This window comes from Serratia sp. CY81684 (assembly GCF_052166595.1).
In the GTDB taxonomy this organism is placed as follows: Bacteria; Pseudomonadota; Gammaproteobacteria; order Enterobacterales; family Enterobacteriaceae; genus Serratia; species Serratia nematodiphila.
Window position 1 is genome coordinate 83,992 of the sequence record NZ_JBJNOO010000003.1, and the last position, 19,010, is coordinate 103,001.

The 19,010-nt window shown below is 62.9% G+C and carries 13 protein-coding genes; all 13 read left to right on the forward strand.

What is annotated here, in order from left to right; all coding sequences use genetic code 11:
• Positions 1 to 245: 245 nt before the first annotated feature.
• Complete coding sequence (purL, locus tag ACJ8QF_RS08285) at positions 246 to 4,136, forward strand: phosphoribosylformylglycinamidine synthase (RefSeq protein WP_442537438.1); 3,891 nt, start codon at positions 246 to 248, stop codon at positions 4,134 to 4,136.
• A gap of 887 nt (positions 4,137 to 5,023) precedes the next feature.
• Positions 5,024 to 6,460 carry a sensor histidine kinase gene (locus tag ACJ8QF_RS08290; RefSeq protein WP_004941357.1) on the forward strand — a complete coding sequence of 479 codons (1,437 nt, stop codon included), beginning with the start codon at positions 5,024 to 5,026 and terminating at the stop codon, positions 6,458 to 6,460.
• Between the two features lie 3 nt (positions 6,461 to 6,463).
• Positions 6,464 to 7,336 carry a two-component system QseEF-associated lipoprotein QseG gene (gene qseG, locus ACJ8QF_RS08295; protein ID WP_004941359.1) on the forward strand — a complete coding sequence of 291 codons (873 nt, stop codon included), beginning with the start codon at positions 6,464 to 6,466 and terminating at the stop codon, positions 7,334 to 7,336.
• The gene (gene glrR / locus ACJ8QF_RS08300) at positions 7,333 to 8,673 is read left to right on the forward strand and encodes a two-component system response regulator GlrR (RefSeq protein WP_004941361.1); all 1,341 of its coding nucleotides are present in this window, start codon (positions 7,333 to 7,335) and stop codon (positions 8,671 to 8,673) included. The genes qseG and glrR overlap by 4 nt, the downstream gene beginning before the upstream one ends.
• A gap of 130 nt (positions 8,674 to 8,803) precedes the next feature.
• A complete protein-coding gene (locus tag ACJ8QF_RS08305) occupies positions 8,804 to 10,426 on the forward strand; it encodes an NAD+ synthase (RefSeq protein ID WP_004941363.1) in 1,623 nt (540 codons plus the stop codon).
• Positions 10,427 to 10,437: 11 nt separating this feature from the next.
• Positions 10,438 to 10,776 (forward strand): nitrogen regulatory protein P-II, encoded by a 339-nt coding sequence (glnB, locus tag ACJ8QF_RS08310; protein WP_004847623.1) that lies wholly within the window; start codon positions 10,438 to 10,440, stop codon positions 10,774 to 10,776.
• Between the two features lie 216 nt (positions 10,777 to 10,992).
• Positions 10,993 to 11,916 carry a LysR substrate-binding domain-containing protein gene (locus tag ACJ8QF_RS08315; protein WP_004941365.1) on the forward strand — a complete coding sequence of 308 codons (924 nt, stop codon included), beginning with the start codon at positions 10,993 to 10,995 and terminating at the stop codon, positions 11,914 to 11,916.
• Between the two features lie 115 nt (positions 11,917 to 12,031).
• Positions 12,032 to 13,495, forward strand: a complete 1,464-nt coding sequence (locus tag ACJ8QF_RS08320) for a gamma-aminobutyraldehyde dehydrogenase (protein WP_015378792.1) — start codon at positions 12,032 to 12,034, stop codon at positions 13,493 to 13,495.
• Positions 13,496 to 13,568: 73 nt separating this feature from the next.
• Positions 13,569 to 14,723, forward strand: coding sequence for a putative ABC transporter substrate-binding protein YdcS (ydcS, locus tag ACJ8QF_RS08325; RefSeq protein ID WP_033639608.1), 1,155 nt, complete (start codon positions 13,569 to 13,571; stop codon positions 14,721 to 14,723).
• Positions 14,724 to 14,776: 53 nt separating this feature from the next.
• The gene (locus tag ACJ8QF_RS08330) at positions 14,777 to 15,805 is read left to right on the forward strand and encodes an ABC transporter ATP-binding protein (protein ID WP_131165071.1); all 1,029 of its coding nucleotides are present in this window, start codon (positions 14,777 to 14,779) and stop codon (positions 15,803 to 15,805) included.
• Position 15,806: 1 nt separating this feature from the next.
• Positions 15,807 to 16,751 carry an ABC transporter permease gene (locus ACJ8QF_RS08335; RefSeq protein WP_033632317.1) on the forward strand — a complete coding sequence of 315 codons (945 nt, stop codon included), beginning with the start codon at positions 15,807 to 15,809 and terminating at the stop codon, positions 16,749 to 16,751.
• Entirely contained in the window at positions 16,741 to 17,547 is an 807-nt protein-coding gene (locus ACJ8QF_RS08340; RefSeq protein WP_004941378.1) for an ABC transporter permease, read from the forward strand. The genes ACJ8QF_RS08335 and ACJ8QF_RS08340 overlap by 11 nt, the downstream gene beginning before the upstream one ends.
• A gap of 35 nt (positions 17,548 to 17,582) precedes the next feature.
• Complete coding sequence (patD, locus tag ACJ8QF_RS08345; RefSeq protein ID WP_442537439.1) at positions 17,583 to 19,007, forward strand: aminobutyraldehyde dehydrogenase; 1,425 nt, start codon at positions 17,583 to 17,585, stop codon at positions 19,005 to 19,007.
• Positions 19,008 to 19,010: the final 3 nt, after the last annotated feature.

Consider the following 19,010-nt stretch of genomic DNA (forward strand, 5'->3'; position numbering starts at 1 on the left):
GACGACAACCGCGACTTTTCTCATGGTTAAATCACCAGTGCGGGGGGCATTTTGCGCAACAAAACGCCAGTGTGCAACTTTATTGACACGTTATGACAATTCGACGGTGCGGCATGCTTTTATCAATAATCCCTACGCAAACGGTTTCGTCGGCGCCGAGGATTCTCTATAATGACGCGCGTTTTCCCCTGTTGCGCCCAATGAAGCGTCTTATCCTTCGCTTCGAAGACGAGAGAACTTTGATTATGGAAATTCTGCGTGGTTCGCCCGCTTTATCGGCTTTTCGCATTACCAAACTGCTGTCCCGCTGCCAGGACGCTCACCTGCCCGTCAGTGATATCTACGCCGAGTACGTCCACTTTGCCGATGTCAGCGCACCGCTAAGTGCCGAAGAACACGCCAAGCTTCAGCGTCTGCTCAAGTACGGTCCTTCTCTCGCCGAACACGCTCCCGAAGGCCGGTTGTTGCTGGTTACGCCGCGTCCGGGCACCATTTCTCCCTGGTCTTCCAAAGCCACCGACATCGCCCACAACTGCGGCTTGCAACAGGTGCTGCGCCTGGAGCGCGGCCTGGCGTTCTACGTCAAGGCGCCCGAGCTGACGGAAACCCAGTGGCGCCAGCTCGCCGCACTGTTGCACGATCGCATGATGGAAACCGTCTTCAGCGAGCTGCAACAGGCTGAACAGCTGTTCGCGCACCATCAGCCGGCGCCGTATCAGTCGGTCGACGTGCTGGGCGCAGGGCGCGCTGCGCTGGAGCAAGCCAACGTCCGGCTCGGCCTGGCGCTGGCGCAGGACGAGATCGACTACCTGCTGAATGCCTTTACCGGTTTGGGGCGCAACCCGACGGATATCGAACTCTATATGTTCGCGCAGGCCAACTCTGAGCACTGCCGCCACAAGATTTTCAACGCCGACTGGATCATCGACGGCGAGCAGCAGCCTAAATCGCTGTTCAAGATGATCAAAAACACCTATGAGCAGACGCCGGACTACGTGCTGTCGGCGTATAAAGACAACGCCGCCGTGATGGAAGGTTCGCAGGTCGGCCGCTTCTTCGCCGCGCCGGAGAACGGCACGTACGATTATCATCAGGAAGACGCGCACATCCTGATGAAGGTGGAAACTCACAACCACCCGACGGCGATCTCGCCGTGGCCGGGCGCCGCGACCGGCTCCGGCGGCGAGATCCGCGACGAGGGCGCCACCGGCCGCGGCGCCAAGCCGAAGGCCGGCCTGGTGGGCTTCTCGGTGTCCAACCTGCGCATTCCCGGCTTTGAACAGCCGTGGGAGCAGGACTTCGGCAAGCCGGAACGCATCGTCACCGCGCTGGACATCATGACCGAAGGCCCGCTGGGCGGCGCGGCGTTCAACAACGAATTCGGTCGCCCGGCGCTGCTGGGCTACTTCCGTACCTATGAAGAGCGCGTCAACAGCCATAACGGCGTTGAGCTGCGCGGCTACCACAAACCGATCATGCTGGCGGGCGGCATCGGCAACATCCGCGCCGATCACGTGCAGAAAGGGGAAATCACCGTCGGCGCCAAGCTGGTGGTGCTGGGTGGCCCGGCGATGAATATCGGTCTGGGCGGCGGCGCGGCGTCGTCGATGGCGTCCGGCCAGTCCGATGCCGATCTGGATTTCGCGTCGGTGCAGCGCGACAACCCGGAAATGGAACGCCGCTGTCAGGAAGTGATCGACCGCTGCTGGCAGCTGGGCGACCAGAACCCGATCCTGTTTATCCATGACGTCGGCGCCGGCGGCCTGTCCAACGCCATGCCGGAGCTGGTGAGCGACGGCGGCCGCGGTGGGCGCTTCGAGCTGCGCGATATTCTCAACGACGAGCCGGGCATGAGCCCGCTGGAAGTGTGGTGCAACGAATCGCAGGAACGTTACGTGATGGCGATCGCCCCGGCGCAGATGGCGCAGTTCGACGAGATCTGCCGCCGTGAGCGCGCGCCTTACGCGGTGATCGGCGAAGCGACCGAAGAGCAACATCTGACGTTGAACGATCGTCACTTCGACAATCAGCCGATCGACATGCCGCTGGACGTGCTGCTCGGCAAAACGCCGAAGATGACCCGCGACGTCACCCGTCTGCAGGCGCAGGGCCAGGCGGTACAGCGTGAGAACATCACGCTGGCCGACGCGGTGAAGCGCGTGCTGCATCTGCCGGCCGTGGCGGAGAAAACCTTCCTGATCACCATCGGCGACCGCACCGTTACCGGCATGGTGGCGCGTGACCAAATGGTCGGCCCGTGGCAGATCCCGGTGGCCGACTGTGCGGTCACCACCGCCAGCCTTGACAGCTATTACGGCGAAGCGATGTCGATCGGCGAACGCGCGCCGGTGGCGCTGCTGGACTTCGCCGCTTCCGGCCGCCTGGCGGTCGGGGAAGCGCTGACCAACCTGGCTGCCACGGAAATCGGCAGCCTGAAGCGCGTGAAGCTGTCCGCCAACTGGATGGCCGCCGCCGGCCACCCGGGCGAAGACGCCGGCCTGTACGAAGCGGTGAAAGCGGTGGGCGAAGAGCTGTGCCCGGCACTGGGCATCACCATTCCGGTGGGCAAAGACTCCATGTCGATGAAAACCCGCTGGCAGGAAGGCGACGAACAGCGCGAAATGACCTCGCCGCTGTCGCTGGTCATCACCGCCTTCGCCCGCGTGGAAGACGTGCGCCACACCGTGACGCCGCAATTGCGCACCGATAAGGGCGACAGCGCGCTGCTGTTGATCGACCTGGGCAACGGCCATAACGCGCTGGGCGCCACCGCGCTGGCGCAGGTTTATCGCCAACTGGGCGACAAACCGGCCGATGTGCGCGATGTCGCGCAGCTGGCGGGCTTCTTCAACGCCATGCAGCAGCTGGTGGCCGATCGCGCGCTGCTGGCTTATCACGACCGCGCCGACGGCGGCCTGCTGGTGACGCTGGCGGAGATGGCCTTCGCCGGTCACTGCGGCGTAGAGGTTAACCTCGATGGCCTCGGCGACGATGCGCTGGCGGTGCTGTTCAACGAAGAGCTGGGCGCGGTGATCCAGGTGAGCGCCGAACGTCTCGACGACGTGAAGCGGGCGTTCGCGCAGCACGGTCTGACCGACAACGTGCATCAGATCGGCAGCGTACAGGCCGGCGATCGTTTCGTCATCAATCAGCACGGCAAAGCGTTGTACAGCGAAAGCCGCAATACGCTGCGCACCTGGTGGGCGGAAACCACCTGGCAGATGCAGCGCCTGCGCGACAACCCGGCGTGCGCCGATCAGGAACATCAGGCCAAGCAGGATGAACAAGATCCCGGCCTGAACGTGAAGCTGACCTTCGCACCCGAGGAAGACATCGCCGCGCCGTACATCGCCAAGGGCGCTCGCCCGAAAGTGGCGGTGTTGCGCGAGCAGGGGGTGAACTCCCACGTTGAAATGGCGGCGGCGTTCCACCGCGCCGGCTTTGACGCCGTGGACGTGCACATGAGCGATCTGCTGGCCGGGCGCCGCGATCTGCAGGACTTCCACACGCTGGTGGCCTGCGGCGGCTTCTCTTACGGCGACGTCCTGGGCGCCGGCGAAGGCTGGGCGAAGTCTATCCTGTTCAACGAGCGGGTGCGCGACGAGTTTGAAGCGTTCTTCCACCGTCCGCAGACGCTGGCGCTGGGCGTATGCAACGGCTGCCAGATGATGTCCAACCTGCGTGAGCTGATCCCGGGCGCCGAACACTGGCCGCGCTTCGTGCGCAACCTGTCGGATCGCTTCGAGGCGCGTTTCAGCCTGGTGGAAGTGGCGGCCAGCCCGTCGCTGTTCCTGCAGGGCATGACCGGCTCGCGCATGCCGATCGCCGTTTCCCACGGTGAAGGGCACGTCGAAGTGCGCGATGCGGCGCATCTGGCGGCGCTGGAAAGCCACGGCCTGGTGGCGCTGCGTTTCGTCAACAACGCCGGTCAGGTGACGGAAGCTTACCCGGCTAACCCGAACGGTTCGCCGAATGGCATCACCGCCGTGACCAGCGCCAACGGGCGTGCCACGGTGATGATGCCGCACCCGGAGCGCGTGTTCCGCACCGTCAGCAACTCCTGGCACCCGGAAGAGTGGGGCGAGGACAGCCCGTGGATGCGTATGTTCCGCAATGCCCGTAAGCAGCTGGGCTAAAAACGGCCACCACCGTACAGAGGGCGCAAGCAATTGCGCCCTTTTTTATGGCCGGCGTTCGCCGTCTGGCGGCAGTGTCTGCATTTTGCGACAAGCGCTATTTTCCCTGTCGCCAAATGGAGACATTTAACTCATTGATTTTATTGTAGGTAAGCAGGTTTGACTTTAGTTGTCTGCATTTGGCGACAGCGCGGCGTTTTTTTCATCGCTCATCAGTGCGTAATGGGTGGGGGAATTTGCTGATGTAATTTTATTTTTAAATAAAATCATTGTTTTATGATTTTTATTGCAAAGTTGGCACGCTACGTGCATTATTCTCGGCGGCTGCTCATTCACCTTTTTATGACGGCGCCGTAATTAGACGGCAAATCGCCTCATAAGCCTCCGAATGATGCCAAAGAAATGGTGCCTATCGTCCAACCAAACCGATAACAGACCGCGCAAGCGGCTTTATCAAGCATCGGGCGACACGTGGAGTGAGGCACCGCCTGTATCCAACTGTGATGAAGGGTTCATCAATCCTGGATACTTACGGATGCTATTCGTCCTGTTCGATGCCAGCCGCTGCGCTACATCACCCTGGGGACGAGGTTTAAGGGCATCCACACTTTCCTTGCGTTGGGGCAAGTTTCTTGCCCCGGCGTCAATTCTCAACGCTGCGCTTATGTCCGTTTCGTTGCCTATGCCCTCGAACGCAGACGCTATCCCCACACTCTCGTTTTCGCACCGGTTGATGTTACCGGGGCCGCATGCCGTCGGCAGGCCTGGCCTATGGGCGCGCTTCGCCGATCCCGCGGCTTTTTCCTTGCGCGTTCAGGATTCTCCCCTGCCGGGCTTTTCTCTTTCCGGCGAGTCAGTTAGCATCGTGACAGAGCTGAGAGAATGAGATGATTTCGTTGAAAAAATGGCGTTTATTCCCCCGTTCGCTGCGGCAATTGGTGCTGCTGGCCTTCCTGTTGGTGCTGCTGCCGCTGTTGGTGCTGGCCTATCAAGCCTACCAGAGCCTGGATCACCTCAGCGCGCAGGCGGCGGACATCAACCGCACCACGCTGGTGGACGCGCGGCGCAGCGAGGCGATGACCAGCGTGGCGCTGGAGATGGAGCGCAGCTATCGTCAGTACTGCGTGCTGGTCGATCCTACGTTGCAGAAGCTGTACCAGAACCAGCGCAAACAGTATTCGCAGATGCTGGACGCCCACGCGCCGATCCTGCCGGACGAACGTTATTACCAAACGCTGCGTCAGTTGCTGACCCAGCTGGCGGCGATCAAATGCCATAACAGCGGGCCGGACCAAGAGGCCTCGGCTCTGCTCGAATCGTTCTCCCGTTCCAACGCCGAAATGGTGCAGGCCACGCGCGCGGTGGTGTTCTCGCGCGGCCAGCAGCTGCAGCAGGCCATCGCCGAGCGCGGCCAGTTCTTCGGCTGGCAGGCGCTGCTGTTGTTCCTGGTTAGCGTGCTGCTGGTGGTGCTGTTTACCCGCATGATCATCGGGCCGGTCAAGGCCGTGGAACGGATGATCAATCGCCTGGGGGAAGGGCGCGCGCTGGGCAGCACCGCGTCGTTCAAAGGGCCGCGCGAGCTGCGTTCGCTGGCGCAGCGCATCATTTGGCTGAGCGAGCGGCTGGCGTGGCTGGAATCGCAGCGCCACGAGTTCTTGCGCCATATCTCGCACGAGTTGAAAACGCCGCTGGCCAGCATGCGTGAAGGCACCGAACTGCTGGCCGACGAAGTGGCGGGGCCGCTGACCTCCGATCAAAAAGAGGTGGTGGCGATCCTCGACAACAGCAGCCGTCATCTGCAACAGCTGATTGAACAACTGCTGGATTACAACCGCAAACTGGCCGACGGCCCGGCGGAACACGAGAACGTCGAGCTGCGCGAGATGGTCGATTTGGTGGTTGCCGCGCACAGTTTGCCGGCGCGGGCGAAGATGATTTCCACCGAAATCGCGCTGGAGGCGGAAATCTGCTGGGCAGAGCCTACGCTATTAATGCGCGTGCTGGATAATCTCTACTCCAATGCGGTGCACTACGGCAAGGAATCCGGTAACATTTGGATCCGCAGCCGTCAGGTTGGACAACGGGTGCAAATCGACGTCGCCAATACCGGCACGCCGATCCCCGAGGCTGAAAGAGCCATGATTTTCGAGCCTTTTTTCCAGGGTAGTCACCAGCGAAAAGGGGCGGTAAAAGGAAGCGGACTGGGGTTGAGCATCGCTCAGGACTGTATTCGTCGCATGCGCGGTGAGCTGCAACTGGCGACGGTCGCCGGTGCAGACGTCTGCTTCCGCATTGAACTGCCGTTAACCGCCGAGAATGAATAAATAATGTACACATGGTCTAAACGCCTTCGTCTTTCACAGACCGAACGTTCACCGCGTGCCACGCACAGAGCGCCGCTCGGCAAACGCCCGATCAGCTGGTTGGGCGCCGTTTTCTTTATGCCGCTGTTGCTGGCGGGCTGCGTCGATCGCGCGGTCAGCGGCGGCCTGAGCGCTCAGCAGCAAGAAGCGATCCCGGATACCAAGGTGATCGATTACCGCACCGCGGCTTGCGATACCCTGTGGCAGTTGGACGACAAGGACGCGCTGGATAACGCGCTCTACTGGCTGCGTGCGATGGACTGCGCCGATCGCATCGGCTCAACCCAGGCGCGCGCGCTGGCGAAAACGGTGCCTGGCGACAGCTGGTCCGGCGTTTTCAAACAGAGCATCCTGCTGGGGAGCGCACAGCCGACCTCCGGCGAACGCCGCCAGATGATCGACAGGATCAACAGCTACCGGATGGAGTTTCCCGGTTCGCTGCGTCCACTGACGCAGCTGTGGCGCCAGCAGCAGATGCTGCAGATCACGCTGTTCGATGAGAAAGCGCGTTATCAGCATCTGCAGGAAAGCAGCGACAGCCAGATCGATTCGCTGCGCCAGAGCCAGGCGCGCTTGCAATCGCAGCTGCAGGACACCTCGCGCAAGCTGGAAAACCTGACCGACATCGAGCGCCAGCTCTCATCGCGCAAGCAGCTGCAAGGGGAAATACCGGACAACGGCACAGGCTCGCAAAAGGGCGAAGCCGCCGGTAAAAACGGCGCGGCCGCGAAAGGGGCTGAGCCGCAGGACGAACCGGAAAAGGGCACTGCGCTGCCGGTTGAACCGGAAGACACCTATACGCCGCACCCTGCCAATAAGGAGTCCCACGCGCAATGACCGCACGCAAACCGGCCAACCTGTTATTGGTTGACGACGATCCCAGCCTGCTGAAGCTGCTGGGCATGCGCCTGACCAGCGAAGGTTTTCACGTCACCACCGCCGAAAGCGGCCAGGAAGCGCTGCGCCTGCTGGCGCGCGAACAGATCGATCTGGTGATCAGCGATCTGCGCATGGATGAGATGGACGGCATGGCGCTGTTCGCCGAGATCCAAAAACATCAGCCGGGCATGCCGGTGATCATTCTCACCGCGCACGGTTCGATTCCCGATGCGGTGGCCGCCACCCAGCAGGGGGTGTTCAGCTTTCTCACCAAACCGGTGGATCGCGATGCGCTGTACAAGGCCATCGACGAGGCGCTCGCGCTGTCGGCCAGCCCGGCTGGCGACGATGCCTGGCGGGAAGACATCGTCACCCGCAGCCCGTTGATGCTGCGCCTGCTGGAGCAGGTGAAAATGGTGGCCCAGTCCGACGTCAGCGTATTGATCAACGGCCAGAGCGGCACCGGTAAAGAGGTGGTGGCGCAGGCGATCCACGCGGCCAGCCCGCGCGCCAGCAAGGCGTTCATCGCCATCAACTGCGGCGCGCTGCCGGAGCAGCTGCTGGAGTCCGAACTGTTCGGCCACGCCAAGGGCGCCTTTACCGGCGCGGTCAGCAGCCGCGAAGGGCTGTTCCAGGCGGCGGCGGGCGGCACGCTGTTCCTCGACGAGATCGGCGATATGCCGCTGTCGCTGCAGGTGAAGCTGCTGCGCGTGCTGCAGGAACGCAAGGTGCGGCCGCTCGGCAGCAATCGCGATCTGGACATTGACGTACGCATCATCTCCGCCACCCACCGCGATCTGCAAAAGGCGATGGCGAAGAACGAGTTCCGCGAGGATCTCTACTACCGCCTCAACGTGGTGAACCTGAAGATCCCGGCGCTCAACGAGCGCGCCGAAGATATCCCGCTGCTGGCCAATCACCTGTTGCGCGAAGCGGCTCAGCGGCACAAGCCGTTCGTGCGCAGCTTCTCGACCGACGCCATGAAGCGGCTGATGACCGCCAGCTGGCCGGGCAACGTGCGTCAGCTGGTCAACGTCATCGAGCAGTGCGTGGCGCTGACCTCGGCGCCGGTGATCAGCGAAGCGTTGGTGGAGCAGGCGCTGGAAGGGGAAAACACCGCTCTGCCGACTTTCGCCGAAGCGCGCAACCAGTTTGAGTTGCACTATCTGCGCAAACTGCTGCAGATCACCAAGGGCAACGTGACCCAGGCCGCGCGCATGGCGGGCCGCAACCGCACCGAGTTTTACAAATTGCTGTCGCGCCACGAGCTGGACGCCAACGATTTTAAAGAATGACAGTTTCCCGCCGGCGCCTGCCAAGCAGGTTCTCAACAAATCCGGCGGAATGATTTACACTCCGTTCTCTTTGCCGCGGCGCGCCCCGGCGTAGAGCACCATGGAACGTATTAAGCGGGATCGTACACAAATGAGCAGATCACTTTCCATCGCCCTGGCCCAGCTGAACCTGCTGGTCGGCGACATTGAAGGCAACACCGAACGCATGTTGCAAATCGTGCAGGAGCAGCAGAAGGCGGGAGCCGATCTGGTCATGTTCAGCGAACTGGCGCTGTCCGGCTACCCGCCGGAAGATCTGCTGTATCGCAATGATTTCTATGAGCGCTGCGATGCGCAGCTGCTGCGCCTGCAGCAGGCCTCCGCCGAGACGGCGATCCTGGTCGGCCACCCGTGGCGCGAAGGCGACAAGCTGTATAACGCGCTGTCGCTGTTCGCCGAAGGCCGCCTGCTGACCCGCTACTTCAAGCAGCAGCTGCCGAACTACGGCGTGTTCGATGAGAAGCGCTATTTCCACGCCGGCAACGACACCTGCGTGGTGGAGCTGAAAGGCTACCGTCTGGGGCTGCTGATCTGCGAAGATCTGTGGTTCCCTGAGCCGATCGACGCCGCCAAGGCGGCCGGCGCGGAGATTATCCTGTCGATCAACGCCTCGCCGTATAATCGCGAAAAACCGTATATCCGCAAAACGCTGATGGCCGGCCACTGCCAGCGCACTCAGCTGCCGCTGGTGTACCTCAACCAGGTCGGCGGCCAGGATGAGCTGATCTTCGACGGCTGCTCCAAGGTCTTCGACGCCGCCGGCACCATGACTCACCGTCTGGCGGCCTTCGACGAGCAGGTGACCCGCCTGGAATTCAACGAGCTGGATGTGGTGCCGATGGCCGATCCGGCCGCTGAGCTGCCGCAGCTGGCGCAGGTGTATCAGGCGCTGGTGCTGGCGGTGCGCGACTACGTGACCAAAAACGGCTTTAAAGGCGCGGTGCTGGGGCTGTCCGGCGGTATCGACTCGGCGCTGACGCTGGCGATCGCCGTGGATGCGTTGGGCAAAGACAAGGTGCAGGCGCTGATGATGCCATTCCGCTACACCGCGGATATCAGCATCGCCGACGCCAAGGAAGAGGCGGAAATCCTCGGCGTGGAGTTCGATATCGTCTCCATCGAACCGATGTTCGACGCCTTCATGGGTCAGCTGTCGCCGATGTTCGCCGGCACCGAGCGCGACACCACCGAAGAGAACCTGCAGGCGCGTTGCCGCGGGGTGGTGCTGATGGCGCTGTCCAACAAGCGCCGCAGCATCGTGCTGACCACCGGCAACAAGAGCGAAATGGCGGTCGGTTACGCCACGCTGTACGGCGATATGGCCGGCGGTTTCGACGTGCTGAAAGACGTGCCGAAAACGCTGGTGTTCAAGCTGTCTGAATACCGTAACACCGTCTCCTACGTGATCCCGCAGCGGGTGATCGATCGTCCGCCGTCCGCCGAGCTGGCGCCGGATCAGGTCGATCAGGACAGCCTGCCGCCGTACGATATCCTGGATGCGATCCTGGAAGGCTACGTCGAGCGCGACAAGTCGGTCGCCGATCTGGTGGCCGAAGGCTTCGATGAAGCGATCGTGCGCAAGGTGATCCGCCTGGTGGACATCAACGAATACAAGCGGCGTCAGGCCGCCGTCGGGCCGCGCATCACCGCCCGTAACTTCGGCAAAGACCGCCGCTACCCCATCACATCCGGTTTTGGCCGCAAAAATTGGTAAAAGGAAAGAAGATGAAAAAGATCGACGCGATTATCAAGCCGTTCAAACTGGATGACGTCCGCGAAGCGCTGGCCGAAGTGGGCATCACCGGCATGACGGTCACCGAAGTCAAAGGCTTCGGCCGCCAGAAGGGCCACACCGAGCTGTACCGCGGCGCCGAATACATGGTCGATTTTCTGCCTAAGGTGAAGATCGAGATCGTGGTTGCCGACGACATCGTCGACACCTGCGTGGAAACCATTATGCAAACCGCGCAGACCGGCAAGATCGGCGACGGCAAAATCTTCGTCTTCGACGTGGCGCGCGTGGTGCGTATCCGTACCGGCGAGCAGGACGAAGAAGCGATCTGATCCTCCGCAGGATCATCGGCCATCAGGGCGCAGCATGCTGCGCCCTTGTCATTTCTGCTCCCCGTACATCACACTTCTTCGCCTCGCCGTTTCCCCCATTTTTGCCTGCGGGCATTCTAAAAAAGCGAACGCTATCGCGTTTTTGACACTTTTCCCGATCGCTTCACGGCTGGCGTCTACACTCAACGCAATGTTTTTGCTTGAGGAATCACCCCCATGATGACGTTACGCCAAATCCGCCACTTCATCGCCGTGGCGGAAACCGGGTCGATCTCCGCCGGCGCCCAGGCGGTGTTTGTCTCCCAGTCTTCGCTGACGCTGGCGATCCAGCAGCTGGAAACCGAGATCGGCGTGCGGCTGTTCGATCGCCACGCCAAGGGCATGACGCTGACCCATCAGGGGCACCAGTTCTTGCGCCAGTCGTATCTGATCCTGGCGACGGTGGACAACGCCAAGCGCAGCCTGCAGATCGGCACCGAAAGCCTGACCGGCAAGCTGACCGTCGGCGTCACCAGCCTGGTGGCCGGTTACTTCCTGGTGGAGTTGCTCACGCGCTTTAAATCTGCCTATCCCAACGTCACCGTGCAGGTGGTTGAAGACGAACGCCCGTACATCGAGCATCTGCTGGTCAGCGGCGAGATCGACATCGGCGTGCTGATCTTGTCGAACATCGAGGACCGCGACGCGCTGCAGACCGAGGTGCTGATGCACTCGCCGTATCGTCTGTGGCTGCCGCCGCTGCACCCGCTGCTGGAGCACGAGAGCATCAGCCTGGCGGACGTGGCCAAACAGCCGCTGATCCAGCTCAACGCCGATGAAATGGACGTGCACGCGCGGCGCATCTGGGCGCGCGCCGGGCTGAAGCCGGAGATCGCCATGAAGACCGCCTCGACCGAGGCGGTGCGCAGCCTGGTGGCGGCGGGGATGGGCGTCTCTATCCAGCCGGACATGGCGTACCGCGCCTGGTCGCTGGAGGGCAACATGATCGAGGCGCGCAAGCTGGACGATCTGCTGGAGCCGCTGGATATCGGGCTGGCATGGCGGCGCGGCAGCGCGCGGCCGGAGCTGGTGACGCCGTTCCTCACCATCGCGCGCGAGAACGGTAGCAAACACGCCGCCGGGCTTAAGCATTCGATTTAATCGAACGCGGCGTTCAGTATTTAGAATTTGTTGCCCGCCAGAGGCTCGCTTAGGCTGATTAAAACTAACTTATTCACATTTGGTTAACGTTTTTGTCACTTAGGGGCGTCAGGCGATGGCGGATGTGCAGGTTCTCTCAGGTTTGTCCTGTCAGCAGTTCATTAACGGTCAGCTTATCGACGGCGAAGGCCAGCAGGAGTGCATCGTCAATCCGGCCAACGGCGAGACGCTGATCGCCCTTACCGAAGCCTCTTCGGCGCAGGTCGGCAGCGCGGTGAAAGCCGCGCAGCAGGCGTTTGGCCACTGGTCGCGTACCACGCCAGGCCAGCGCGCCGCCTTATTGCTGCGTATCGCCGACGCCATTGAGCGGCAGGCGCCGCAGCTGGCGCAGCTGGAGGCCCTCAACTGCGGCAAACCGCTGCATCAGGCGCTCAATGACGATCTGCCGGCGGCGGTCGACGTGTTCCGCTTCTTTGCCGGCGCGGTGCGTACGCAGCAAGGGCAACTGGCCGGTGAGTATGTGCCGGGCCACACCTCGATGATCCGTCGCGATCCCATTGGCGTGGTGGCCTCGATCGCCCCCTGGAACTATCCGCTGATGATGGCGGCGTGGAAGATCGCGCCGGCGTTGGCGGCGGGCAATACCGTGGTGTTTAAACCCTCCGAACATACGCCGCTGACCATTCTGGCGTTGGTGCCTGCGCTGCAAGAGATCCTGCCGCCGGGCGTGCTGAACATCGTCTATGGCGGCGGTGAAGGGGTCGGCAGCCAGCTGGTGGGGCACCCGCAGGTGCGGCTGGTGTCGGTCACCGGCGATATCGTCACCGGGCAAAAAATCCTCCAGGCGGCGGCCAAAAGCGTCAAGCGCACCCATCTGGAGCTGGGGGGCAAGGCGCCGGTGATCGTTTGCGACGACGCCGATCTCGACGAGGTGGTCAACGGCATTCGCACCTACGGCTATTACAACGCCGGCCAGGACTGCACCGCCGCCTGCCGCATCTACGCGCAGGCCGGCATCTATCCCAAACTGGTGGACGCGCTGGGCGAAGCGGTCGCCAGCCTGCGCTTCGCCCGCAAGCGCGATCAGGACAACGAGATCGGCCCGTTGATAAGTGCCCGCCAGCGCGATCGCGTCGCCAGCTTTGTCGAGCGGGCGCTCAGCCAACCGCATATCGAATTGATCACCGGTGCCGCGGCGCACTCCGGACCGGGGTTCTACTACCAGCCGACCCTGCTGGCGGGTTGCCTGCAAAGCGACGAGATCGTGCAGCGTGAGGTGTTTGGCCCGGTGGTCAGCGTCACGCGCTTCGAGCACCTAGAGCAGGCGGTCGCGTGGGCCAACGACTCGGAATACGGGCTGGCCTCGTCGGTGTGGACGCAAAATATCGATCGGGCGCTGCACATTGCCGCCCATCTGCAGTACGGCAGCACCTGGATCAACACTCATTTCACCTTGGCGAGCGAAATGCCGCACGGCGGCCTGAAACGCTCCGGCTACGGCAAGGATCTGTCCAGCGATTCGCTGCAGGATTACAGCGTTGTCAGGCACGTAATGGCGAAGTTCAAAGCCAGCTTCTAACGGTTATATCAAGAAAAATCAGGCGGCAGCCGTTCCCTGCCGCATACCGATAAGCAACACAGGGGTAATTACGATGGGAAAAACTACCGCAGTCACCACCACCGTCTCCGCGCTCTGTCTCACCGTGCTGTGCGGCCTGGCCCAGGCGGCCGATCTGCCACAGTCGCTGGGCAAAGGCGAAGGCCGGCTGGACATCATCGCCTGGCCCGGCTACATCGAACGCGGCCAGTCCGACAAAAACTACGACTGGGTCACCCAGTTTGAGAAGCAAACCGGCTGCGCGGTGAACGTGAAGACCGCCGCCACCTCCGATGAAATGGTCAGCCTGATGGCCAAGGGCGGCTACGATCTGGTGACCGCCTCCGGCGACGCCTCGCTGCGCCTGATCTTCGGCAAGCGGGTGCAGCCGATCAACACCGCGCTGATCCCGAACTGGAAGAACATCGATCCGCGCCTGCTGAACGGCGCCTGGTACACCGTGGACGGCAAAACCTACGGCACGCCGTACCAGTGGGGGCCGAACCTGCTGATGTACAACACCAAAACCTTCCCGACGCCGCCGGACAGCTGGGCGGTGATCTTCCAGCAGCAGAACCTGCCGGACGGCAAGAGCAACCAGGGCCGGGTGCAGGCTTACGACGGCCCGATCTACATCGCCGACGCGGCGCTGTTCCTGAAGGCCACCCAGCCGCAGCTCGGCATCAGCGATCCTTACCAGCTCAACGAAGAGCAGTATCAGGCGGCGCTGAAGCTGCTGCGCAGCCAGCACGCGCTGATCCACCGCTACTGGCACGATACCTCGGTGCAGATGAGCGACTTTAAAAACGAAGGCGTGGTGGCCTCCAGCGCCTGGCCGTATCAGGCCAACGCCCTGAAGGGCGAAGGGCAGCCGATCGCCACCGTGTTCCCGAAAGAGGGCGTGACCGGCTGGGCGGATACCACCATGTTGCACAGCGACGCCAAACACCCGAGCTGCGCCTACCAGTGGATGAACTGGTCGCTGGAGCCGAAGGTGCAGGGCGATGTGGCGGCCTGGTTCGGGTCGGTGCCGGCTTCGCCGGCGGGCTGCAAGGCCAGCGCGCTGCTGGGTGAGAAGGGTTGCGAAACCAACGGTTTCAACCAGTTCGACAAAATCGCCTTCTGGAAAACACCGCAGGCGCAGGGCGGCAAGTTCGTGCCGTACAGCCGCTGGACCCAGGATTACATCGCCATCATGGGCGGCCGCTAAGCCGCGGGGCGCAGCCCGCTGCGCCCGAATTACATCAGAATGGAGCACAGAAAATGACCATTGCCGTGCAATTCATCGATGTTTCGCGGACTTTCGGCGATGTTCGCGCCGTGGATCGGGTATCCATCGACATTCAGGACGGGGAATTCTTCTCCATGCTCGGGCCGTCCGGCTCGGGCAAAACCACTTGCCTGCGCCTGATCGCCGGCTTTGAGCAGCTCACTTCCGGCTCGATTCGCATTCACGGCCAGGAAGCCGCCAACCTGCCGCCGTATCAGCGCGACGTGAATACCGTGTTTCAGGATTACGCGCTGTTTCCGCACATGTCGGTGCTGGAAAACGTCGCCTACGGCCTGATGGTGAAGGGCGTCGCCAAACGCGAGCGGCAGGCGCGGGCGCAAGAGGCGCTGGAGAGCGTGGCGCTCGGTTTCGTCGCCGAACGCAAGCCGGCGCACCTGTCGGGTGGCCAGCGGCAGCGCGTGGCGCTGGCGCGCGCGCTGGTCAACCGGCCGCGGGTGCTGCTGCTGGACGAACCGCTCGGCGCGCTGGATCTCAAGCTGCGCGAGCAGATGCAGGGCGAACTGAAGAAGCTGCAGCGCCAGCTGGGCATCACCTTTATCTTCGTCACCCACGATCAAAGCGAAGCGCTGTCGATGTCCGATCGGGTGGCGGTATTCAATAACGGCCGCATCGAGCAGGTGGATACGCCGCGCGAGCTTTACATGCGGCCGAAGACGCCGTTCGTCGCCGAGTTCGTCGGCACCTCCAACGTGGTGCGCAGCGAGCTGGCGCAGCGCCTGCTCGGCGAAAGCCGAACCTTCTCGATCCGGCCGGAGCATATTCGCCTGCTGGAGCAAGGCGGCGCGGCGCAGGACGAGATCCAGGTGCAGGGCACGCTGCAGGAAATCCACTACCAGGGCGCGGCCACGCGCTATGAGATCGCGCTGAACGGCGGCGAAAAGCTGCTGGTCAGCCAGGCCAATCCACAGTGGATCGCCGAAGGGCAACAGCGGCAGATCGGCCAGCCGATCGTCGCCTGCTGGCCGCGCGCGGCGATGGTGCCGCTGCTGGAGGAGAGGTGAGATGGACATGAGCATCGATTCCCCCTCGGCGCGCGGTGGTAGCGTGCGCGCGCTGTCGACCTGGCTCTATCGCCGGCCGACGCTGTATCTGCTGTTACTGCTGGTGCCGCCGCTGCTGTGGTTCGGCGCGGTGTACCTCGGCTCGCTGCTGACGCTGCTGTGGCAGGGGTTCTACACCTTCGACGATTTCACCATGGCGGTGACGCCGGATCTGACCTTCGCCAACCTGGCGGCGCTGTTCAACCCGGCCAACTACGACATCATCCTGCGCACGCTGACCATGGCGGTGCTGGTGTCGCTGGCCAGCGCGGTACTGGCGTTCCCGATCGCCTATTACATGGCGCGCTACACCAGCGGCCGCGTCAAGGCGTTCTTTTACATCGCGGTGATGATGCCGATGTGGGCCAGCTATATCGTCAAAGCCTATGCCTGGACCCTGCTGCTGGCGAAAGACGGCGTGGCGCAGTGGTTTCTGCAGCACCTGGGGCTGGAGCCGCTGTTGGCTTCGCTGCTGACGGTGCCCGGCGTCGGCGGCAACACGCTGTCGACCTCGGGGCTGGGGCGTTTTCTGGTGTTCGTCTATATCTGGCTGCCGTTCATGATCCTGCCGATCCAGGCGGCGCTGGAGCGCCTGCCGCCCTCGCTGCTGCATGCCTCGGCGGATCTGGGCGCGCGGCCGGCGCAGACCTTCCGCCACGTCATTTTGCCGCTGGCGGTGCCGGGCATCGCCGCCGGGTCGATCTTCACCTTTTCGCTGACGCTGGGCGACTTTATCGTGCCGCAGCTGGTGGGGCCGCCGGGCTATTTCATCGGCAGCATGGTCTACGCCCAGCAGGGCGCGATCGGCAATATGCCGATGGCCGCGGCCTTTACGCTGGTGCCGATCGTCCTGATCGCCATCTACCTTTCCATCGTCAAACGTCTGGGGGCTTTCGATGCACTCTGAACGCGCGCCCTTAGGGCTGAAGCTGGCCGCCTGGGGCGGACTTGTCTTCCTGCATTTCCCGTTGGCGATCATCGCCATCTATGCCTTCAACACCGAAGACGCGGCCTTCAGCTTCCCGCCGAAGGGCTTTACGCTGCACTGGTTCAACGTCGCCGCCGGGCGGCAGGACATCCTCGATGCGGTGCTGCTGTCGGCGCAGATCGCCTGCCTGGCGACCGCCATCGCGCTGGTGCTCGGCACCCTGGCGGCGGCGGCGCTGTATCGGCGCGATTTCTTCGGCAAGGACAGCATTTCGCTGTTGCTGCTGCTGCCGATCGCGCTGCCGGGGATCGTCACCGGCCTGGCGCTGCTGGCGGCGTTCAAGGCGCTGAACATCGAGCCGGGCATCCTGACCATCGTCGTCGGCCATGCGACGTTCTGCGTGGTGATCGTGTTCAACAACGTCATCGCCCGGTTCCGCCGCACCTCGTACAGCCTGATCGAGGCTTCGATGGATCTTGGCGCCGACGGCTGGCAAACCTTCCGTTACGTGATCTTGCCGAACCTCGGCTCGGCGCTGCTGGCCGGCGGCATGCTGGCGTTCGCGCTGTCGTTTGATGAAATCATCGTGACCACCTTTACCGCCGGCCACGAGCGCACGCTGCCGCTGTGGCTGCTGAACCAGCTCGGTCGCCCGCGCGACGTGCCGATCACCAACGTGGTGGCGCTGTCGGTGATGCTGTTGACCATGCTGCCGATCCTCGGCGCTTACTACCTGACCAAGGGTGGGGAAAGCGTCGCCGGCAGCGGCAAATAATTTCCTTACCCGACCTCTGACAAAAGGATAACCCTATGCAAAGCCAACTGTTGATTGACGGCCAACTGGTGAATGGCCAGGGCGCGACCCAGCCGGTGTATAACCCGGCGACCGGCGAAGTGATCGCGCAGGTGGCGGAGGCCAGCCCGGAGCAGGTCGATCGCGCGGTGCTGGCGGCGGACGCCGCGTTCGCCGCCTGGGGGCAAACCACGCCGAAGGAGCGCGCCGAGCATCTGCTCAAGCTGGCGGATCTGATCGACGAGCATGCCGAGACTTTCGCCAGGCTGGAGTCGCTCAACTGCGGCAAGCCTTATCACTGCGTGCTGAACGACGAGCTGCCGGCGGTGGCCGACGTGTTTCGCTTCTTCGCCGGCGCCAGCCGCTGCCTGACCGGCATGGCGGCCGGGGAGTATCTGGCCGGGCACACCTCGATGATCCGCCGCGATCCGCTCGGCGTGGTGGCCTCGATCGCGCCGTGGAACTACCCGCTGATGATGGCGGCCTGGAAACTGGCGCCGGCCTTGGCGGCGGGCAACTGCGTGGTGATCAAGCCTTCGGAGCAGACGCCGCTGACCATCTTCAAACTGGCCGAACTGGCCGCCGGGCTGTTCCCGCCGGGCGTGCTCAACGTGCTGTTCGGGCGCGGCGCCAGCGTCGGCGATCGGCTGACCGGGCATGACAAGGTGCGCATGGTGTCGCTGACCGGGTCGATCGCCACCGGCGAGCACATCATCGCCCACACCGCCGCCGGCATTAAGCGCACCCATATGGAGCTGGGCGGCAAGGCACCGGTGCTGGTGTTCGACGACGCCGATCTGCAGCAGGTGGTGGACGGCATTCGCGGCTTTGGTTTTTACAACGCCGGCCAGGATTGCACCGCCGCCTGCCGCATCTACGCGCAGAAAAGCATTTATCCCGAGCTGGTCAAGCGGCTGGGCGAGGCGGTGGCCAGCCTGAAGATCGGCGCGCCGGACGACGAGACCACCGAGCTGGGGCCGTTGATTACCGCCCAGCATCTGGAGCGGGTGGCAGGTTTTGTCGAACGAGCCAAAGCGTTGCCGCACGTGCAGGTAGTGACCGGCGGCGAGAAGGTGAAGGGGCCGGGATACTATTTCCAGCCGACGCTGCTGGCCGGCGCGCGCCAGGACGATGAGATCGTGCAGCGCGAAGTGTTCGGCCCGGTGGTGACGGTGACGCCGTTTGACGACGAAGAGCAGGTACTGGCCTGGGCGAACGAATCCAATTACGGGCTGGCGTCGTCCGTGTGGACCCGCGACGTGGGCCGCGCGCATCGCTTGAGCGCCCGCCTGCAATACGGCTGCACCTGGGTGAACACCCACTTCATGCTGGTGAGCGAGATGCCGCACGGCGGCCAGAAACTGTCCGGCTACGGCAAGGATATGTCGATGTACGGGCTGGAGGATTACACGGCCATTCGTCATGTGATGTTCAAACATTGATTT

What these genes read in the sequence shown, in the direction of transcription:
- purL (WP_442537438.1), top strand. Translation starts at nt 246, where the DNA reads ATGGAAATTCTGCGTGGTTCGCCCGCTTTATCGGCTTTTCGCATTACC.
- ACJ8QF_RS08290 (WP_004941357.1), top strand. Translation starts at nt 5,024, where the DNA reads ATGATTTCGTTGAAAAAATGGCGTTTATTCCCCCGTTCGCTGCGGCAA.
- qseG (WP_004941359.1), top strand. Translation starts at nt 6,464, where the DNA reads ATGTACACATGGTCTAAACGCCTTCGTCTTTCACAGACCGAACGTTCA.
- glrR (WP_004941361.1), top strand. Translation starts at nt 7,333, where the DNA reads ATGACCGCACGCAAACCGGCCAACCTGTTATTGGTTGACGACGATCCC.
- ACJ8QF_RS08305 (WP_004941363.1), top strand. Translation starts at nt 8,804, where the DNA reads ATGAGCAGATCACTTTCCATCGCCCTGGCCCAGCTGAACCTGCTGGTC.
- glnB (WP_004847623.1), top strand. Translation starts at nt 10,438, where the DNA reads ATGAAAAAGATCGACGCGATTATCAAGCCGTTCAAACTGGATGACGTC.
- ACJ8QF_RS08315 (WP_004941365.1), top strand. Translation starts at nt 10,993, where the DNA reads ATGATGACGTTACGCCAAATCCGCCACTTCATCGCCGTGGCGGAAACC.
- ACJ8QF_RS08320 (WP_015378792.1), top strand. Translation starts at nt 12,032, where the DNA reads ATGGCGGATGTGCAGGTTCTCTCAGGTTTGTCCTGTCAGCAGTTCATT.
- ydcS (WP_033639608.1), top strand. Translation starts at nt 13,569, where the DNA reads ATGGGAAAAACTACCGCAGTCACCACCACCGTCTCCGCGCTCTGTCTC.
- ACJ8QF_RS08330 (WP_131165071.1), top strand. Translation starts at nt 14,777, where the DNA reads ATGACCATTGCCGTGCAATTCATCGATGTTTCGCGGACTTTCGGCGAT.
- ACJ8QF_RS08335 (WP_033632317.1), top strand. Translation starts at nt 15,807, where the DNA reads ATGGACATGAGCATCGATTCCCCCTCGGCGCGCGGTGGTAGCGTGCGC.
- ACJ8QF_RS08340 (WP_004941378.1), top strand. Translation starts at nt 16,741, where the DNA reads ATGCACTCTGAACGCGCGCCCTTAGGGCTGAAGCTGGCCGCCTGGGGC.
- patD (WP_442537439.1), top strand. Translation starts at nt 17,583, where the DNA reads ATGCAAAGCCAACTGTTGATTGACGGCCAACTGGTGAATGGCCAGGGC.